This window comes from Acidisphaera rubrifaciens HS-AP3, assembly GCF_000964365.1.
GTDB lineage: Bacteria > Pseudomonadota > Alphaproteobacteria > Acetobacterales > Acetobacteraceae > Acidisphaera > Acidisphaera rubrifaciens.
Map to the genome: position 1 here is coordinate 1 of NZ_BANB01000757.1, position 5,061 is coordinate 5,061.

Consider the following 5,061-nt stretch of genomic DNA (forward strand, 5'->3'; position numbering starts at 1 on the left):
CGCCGTGCGCGGCTCCGGCACGATCGGCGACATGTTCGCCGAACTCGCCCAGCTGACCGAGCGGGTGCGCGACCGTCTGACCGCGGAGATGTACGCGGCCTTCACGCAGGCGCTGCGGGCCGCCCGCGCCGATACACAGGAGGTGCGCCAAAGCCTCGACGCGCTATCGCACGCGATGACGGCGATCATACGCTACTCGGCGCTGGTGGCGGGCGTAGCGGCGGAGAGCATGGTGCGCGGCGGCGGCTGGATGTTCCTCGACACCGGACGTCGGGTGGAGCGGGCGATGGCGGTGGCGCGCGCGGTGGGCGAATGCCTGAGCCTGCCGCCCGCGCGGATCGAGACCGGGCTGCGGCTGATCCTCGAACTCTGCGACAGCGCGATCACCTACCGGTCGCGCTACATGACCGTCGTGCAGGCAGCACCGGTGCTCGATCTCGTGCTGGCCGACGAGGGCAATCCGCGCGGCCTCGCCTTTCAGCTTTCGGCGATGCGCCGGCTGCTCGACGACCTGGCCGGGCCCGACGATCCGGGGCTCGGCGCCGTCGCCGGGGAGCTGCTGGCCGAGGCGCGGGCGGCGGCGCAGCGGGTCATCGCCTCGCCCGACCAGGCGATGGAGGCGGCGCTGCTGCCGCAGACGCTGCTCGGCATCGCCGAGGGGGTGGCGGCGCTGTCGGAGCGGCTGTCGCGACAGTATTTCGCGCTCCTGCCGCCGGCGCAGAGCCTCGGCCCGCAGCCGGTCGAACCGGAGCTGCGCGGCGCGGCGTGACATGAAATACCGTCTCCGTCACACCACGACCTATCGCTATGCCCGGCCGGTCGATCTCGCGAGCCACCTGCTGCACCTCGCGCCGCGGCCGCTGTCGCATCAGCACGTCCTGTCGTCGCGCCTGCTCGCCGCCCCGGTGCCGACCCGCGTCACCGAGGGGACGGACGCGTTCGGCAACGGCGTCGCGTGGCTGTTCCTCGAGACCGAGCACCACCGGTTCGAGGTGACGCTGGACGCCGAGGTGGAGGTATTCGCTCCGCTCCTGCCCGAGGCAGAGACCACGCCCGCCTGGGAGGAGGTCGCGGCGCTCGCGGCGCGGCCGGGCGGCGAGGGGTGGGAGGCGAGCCAGTACCTGCACCCGAGCGCGATGGTGCCGGCGACGCCCGAGGCGGGCGACTATGTGGCGCCGTCGTTCCGACCGCGGCGGCCGATCCTCGCGGCGCTGGCCGATCTGCTCGGCCGCTTTCGCAAAGATTTCGCCTTCCGCGCCGGGGCGACGACCATCGCGACGCCCCTCGCGACGGTGCTGGCGCAGCGGGCAGGCGTTTGCCAGGACTTCACCCACGTCATCATCGCCGGGCTGCGGGCGATCGGCGTCCCGGCGCGCTATGTCTCCGGCTATATCCGCACCCGCCCGCCGCCGGGCGGCACGCGCCGCCTGGGCTCGGACCAGTCGCATGCCTGGGTCGGCGTCTGGTGCGGCCCCGCGCATGGCTGGATCGACATCGACCCGACCAACAACCTGCTGGTGGCCGACGAGCACGTGGTGCTCGCCTGGGGCCGCGACTATCGCGACATCAGCCCGGTGCGCGGCGTCATCCTCGGCGGCGGCCGTCACACGCTCAATGTCGGCGTCGACCTGGAGCCGGTGTAGCGGTCAGACAGCCGGTACCGCGACGCCGAGGCTGGCGGCGGTTTCGCCGATCGCGGCCCACGTCGCCGCCTGCAACGGCACGCCGTGGGCGAGGCGTTCGGCGCGGGTGCGGCGTTCCGGCTCGCCGGGGAGCAGCACCTCGCCGCCCGCCGTCGTCGGCCGCGCGTCCTTCACGTAGCCGGCATAGTCGCGCACCGCGTCCGCGAAATGCGCGGCGCCGAAGCTGCCGGGGTCGAGGTAGATCGACAGCAGCCCGTTGGCGATGCGCCCGCGCTTGCCGCCCGGGATCGGCCCCGATGTCGCGCCGCCGGTCAGGCAGCCGGCGAGGATCTCGCACATGAAGGCGAGGCCCGAGCCCTTGTGCTCGCCGAAGGTGCGCAGCGCGCCGGTCCCCTTGGCGGAATCGCGCTCGCTGGTGCCGGCGATCGGGCCGTACAGCGCTTCCGGATTGCCGGTCAGCGTGCCGTCCGCCTCGACCAGCGCGTCGTGCGGCACTTTCTTGCCGCCGTTGGAGGCGACCAGCACCTTGCCCTCGGCGACCAGCGAGGTCGCGAAATCGAGGATGATCGGCGCATCGGGCTGCGGCACGCCGATGCAGATCGGGTTGGTCGAGAAGCGCCGGCTCACGCCGCCGAACGGGGCGACCAGTTCGCCGCCCGCGACGTTGACGAAATGCAGCGACACCAGCCCCGCCGCCGCCGCCCGCTCGCCCCAGTCGCCGACGCGGCCGATATGGCCGGTGTTGCGCAAGCCGACCACCGACAGGCCGTTCTGCTTCGCCTTCGTGATGCCGAGATCGACGGCGGGCGGCGTGACCGTCTGGCCGAAGCCGTAATTGCCGTCAACGATCGCGTGCGTCGGCGTCTCGTGCGCGATGCTGATCGTCTGCCCCGCGCGCACGAAGCCGGCGCGAAGCCAGATGATGTAGCGCGGCGTGCGGATCACGCCGTGGCTGTCATGCCCGGCGAGGTTGGCGGACAGAAGGTAATGCGCGATGCCGGCCGCCTCCACGGCGTCGCAGCCGGCGGCGGCGAAGATGCGGGCGATGTGGTCCTCCAGCACCGGCGCGGGCACCGTCACCGTGTCGTTCATGGTCGTCTCCCTGTTTTCATTGGCCGCACACGGCGGCGGCGCGGGCGAGCGCGCGGTCGATGAACGCGCCGGCGCTGCCGAGATAGGTGGCCGGATCGACCAGCGCCGCGATGGCGACGCGGTCCAGTTGCGCCGCGACCGCCGGCTCCGCCGCCAGCGCGTCGGCGAGCGTGCCGCCGTCGCGCAGCGCCGCGTCGCAGGCATGGCGCACGACATGGTGCGCGGCCTCGCGTCCAAGCAGCGGGGCGAGGCGCATCATCACCGCCTCCGCCATGATCAGCCCGGCCGAGGCATCGAGGTTGCGGCGCATGCGGGCCGGATCGACGACCATCCCCTCGGCGATGGTGCGCGCGTGCAGCAGCGCGCCGTGCGTGAGCACGAAGGCCTGCGGCAGCGCCAGCGGCTCGGTCTGCCACGGGCCGGTGCCGCGCTCGTGGTCCTGCGCCATCGCGCCCTGCATCACCGCGACCAGCGCGTGCACCATGCGCGCGGCGGCGAGGATGTATTCCGACGCGATCGGGTTGCGCTTCTGCGGCATGGTGGAGGACGAGCCCCGGCCGGTCACGTGCGGCTCCGACACCTCGGCGACTTCGGTTTGCGCCAGCAGGATGACGTCGGTCGCCATCTTCGCGAGGCTGCCGCAGATCAGGCCGAGCACGCCCACCGCCTCCGCCAGTCCGTCGCGGCAGACATGCCAGGGCGCGGGCGGCACGCCGAGGCCAAGCTCGGCCGCCAGCCCCTCCGCCACGGCGATGCCGTGCTCGCCGAGCGAGGCGAGCGTGCCGGCGGCGCCGCCGAAGGCCACCACCTCGACCCGCGGCCGCATCTCGTCGATGCGGTCGAGATGCGCGAGCAGCGGCAGCATCCACGTCGCGCATTTCAGCCCGAACGTGGTCGGCAGGGCGTGCTGCAGATGCGTCCGTCCCGCCATCACGGTGTCGCGGTGGCGCGCGGCGAGCGTGGCGAGCGCGCGCGCGACGGACGCCGTCCCGGCGCGGATCAGCGCGAGGCCGTCGCGCACCTGCAGCACCGTGGCGGTATCGACGATGTCCTGCGTCGTGGCACCCCAGTGCGTCCAGCCGCCCGCCTCGCCCGACAGGCGCGACAATTCGCGCACCAGGCCGACCACCGGATAGCCGACGTTGCGCGCGCTCGCGGCCAGCGCGGCGGTGTCGATCTCCGCGTCGCGCGCGGCGGCGTCCGTGATCGCCCGCGCGGCGTCCTCCGGGATCAGGCCGAGCCGTGCCTGCGCCCGCGCCAGCGCCGCCTCGGTCTCCAGCATCCGCCGTGTCGTCGCGGTCTCGTCGAACACGGCGCGCATGGCGTCGCTGCCGTACAGCGTGCCCATCACCACGCTGTCGGATGGATTGATGGCCATGCGGTCCTCCCTGGGGCGGCCGGTCCGTGCCGCGCGCGGGGATGGCGGGATCAGGCCGGGAAGTCGAACGGGACGAACGATACGTGCGCCGCGACCACGCGCCACCCCTCCGGCAGCCGGACCCAGGTCTGCGTCTGCCGCCCGGTCCGCCCGGAGCCCACGCGGCGGAACAGCGTGCAGGCGGTCGCGGTGTCGGCGCCGAAGGTGGTGATGACGGTGCCGCCGAGGTGGCGCGCGAGGTCGTCGGTCGAGCGCGCGTTGCGGAAGCCGCGTATGGCGGCGATGCCGTACAGGTTCTCGCCGGCGCCGTAGCGGATCGTGGCGTCGCTGTCCCAGAACAGCGCGTCCATGGCGGCGGTGTCGTTGTCCATCAGCGCCCGTTCATAACGGGCGAAGGCGGCCGTGACCTCGGCCAGCACGTCGGGACGGTTGATCTCCATCAGCGGTATCCTTTGGCAACCGGGGCGGCGCAGATGCCGTCGCGTTCGAGCTTCGCCGCGGCCTGGAACAGCAGGTCCTCCCGCCACGGGGCGGCGATGAGCTGAACGCCGGTGGGCAACGCGCCCTCCGCCGCTTGCACGGGTGCCGCGAGGACGGGCAGGCCGATGAAGCTGATCGGCTGCGTATAGACGCCGAAGGACGGGCGCAGCTTCACCCGCGCGCCATCCGCCTCCAGCCATTCCTGGCCGAGCGGCTGCGCGACCGCCGGTGTCGCGGGCGCGACCAGGATGTCGTGGTCGCGGAACACGGCGCGCAGCGTGTCGCGGAACACCGCGCGCAGCTTCTGCGCGTGCAGCACCCAGGCGGCCGGCAGCAGGGCGCCGGCACGCAGCCGGTCGCGCGACAGCGGCTCGAACGCGTCCGCGCGGGTGCGCAGCCGGTCGAGATGCAGCGCCGCCCCCTCGGCCGCCGTGATCAGAAAGGCGGCGGCGCGCGCGGCCGCGACGT

General features: G+C 73.4%; 6 protein-coding genes. 2 read left to right on the forward strand and 4 right to left on the reverse strand.

The window, feature by feature from the left end; all coding sequences use genetic code 11:
• Together B8460_RS17315 and B8460_RS17320 are read left to right on the forward strand one after the other, a co-directional pair.
• Window positions 1-769, forward strand: a 769-nt coding sequence (locus tag B8460_RS17315) for an alpha-E domain-containing protein (protein ID WP_048862870.1), incomplete at its 5' end; no start/stop codon positions are given.
• Window position 770: 1 nt separating this feature from the next.
• A complete protein-coding gene (locus B8460_RS17320; protein ID WP_048862871.1) occupies window positions 771-1,643 on the forward strand; it encodes a transglutaminase family protein in 873 nt (290 codons plus the stop codon).
• A 3-nt stretch (window positions 1,644-1,646) separates the two neighbouring features.
• On the opposite strand, the gene B8460_RS17325 is transcribed toward B8460_RS17320, so the two are convergent.
• From B8460_RS17325 to B8460_RS17340, 4 genes are all read right to left on the reverse strand, one after another.
• Complete coding sequence (locus B8460_RS17325; protein ID WP_048862872.1) at window positions 1,647-2,735, reverse strand: malate/lactate/ureidoglycolate dehydrogenase; 1,089 nt, start codon at window positions 2,733-2,735, stop codon at window positions 1,647-1,649.
• 16 nt (window positions 2,736-2,751) lie between these two features.
• Complete coding sequence (locus B8460_RS17330; RefSeq protein ID WP_048862873.1) at window positions 2,752-4,113, reverse strand: class-II fumarase/aspartase family protein; 1,362 nt, start codon at window positions 4,111-4,113, stop codon at window positions 2,752-2,754.
• A gap of 50 nt (window positions 4,114-4,163) precedes the next feature.
• Window positions 4,164-4,553, reverse strand: coding sequence for an oxalurate catabolism protein HpxZ (hpxZ, locus tag B8460_RS17335; protein ID WP_048862874.1), 390 nt, complete (start codon window positions 4,551-4,553; stop codon window positions 4,164-4,166).
• Window positions 4,553-5,061: amidase family protein (locus B8460_RS17340; RefSeq protein ID WP_048862875.1), on the reverse strand; the 509-nt coding region annotated here is incomplete at its 5' end. The genes B8460_RS17340 and hpxZ, both read right to left, overlap by 1 nt.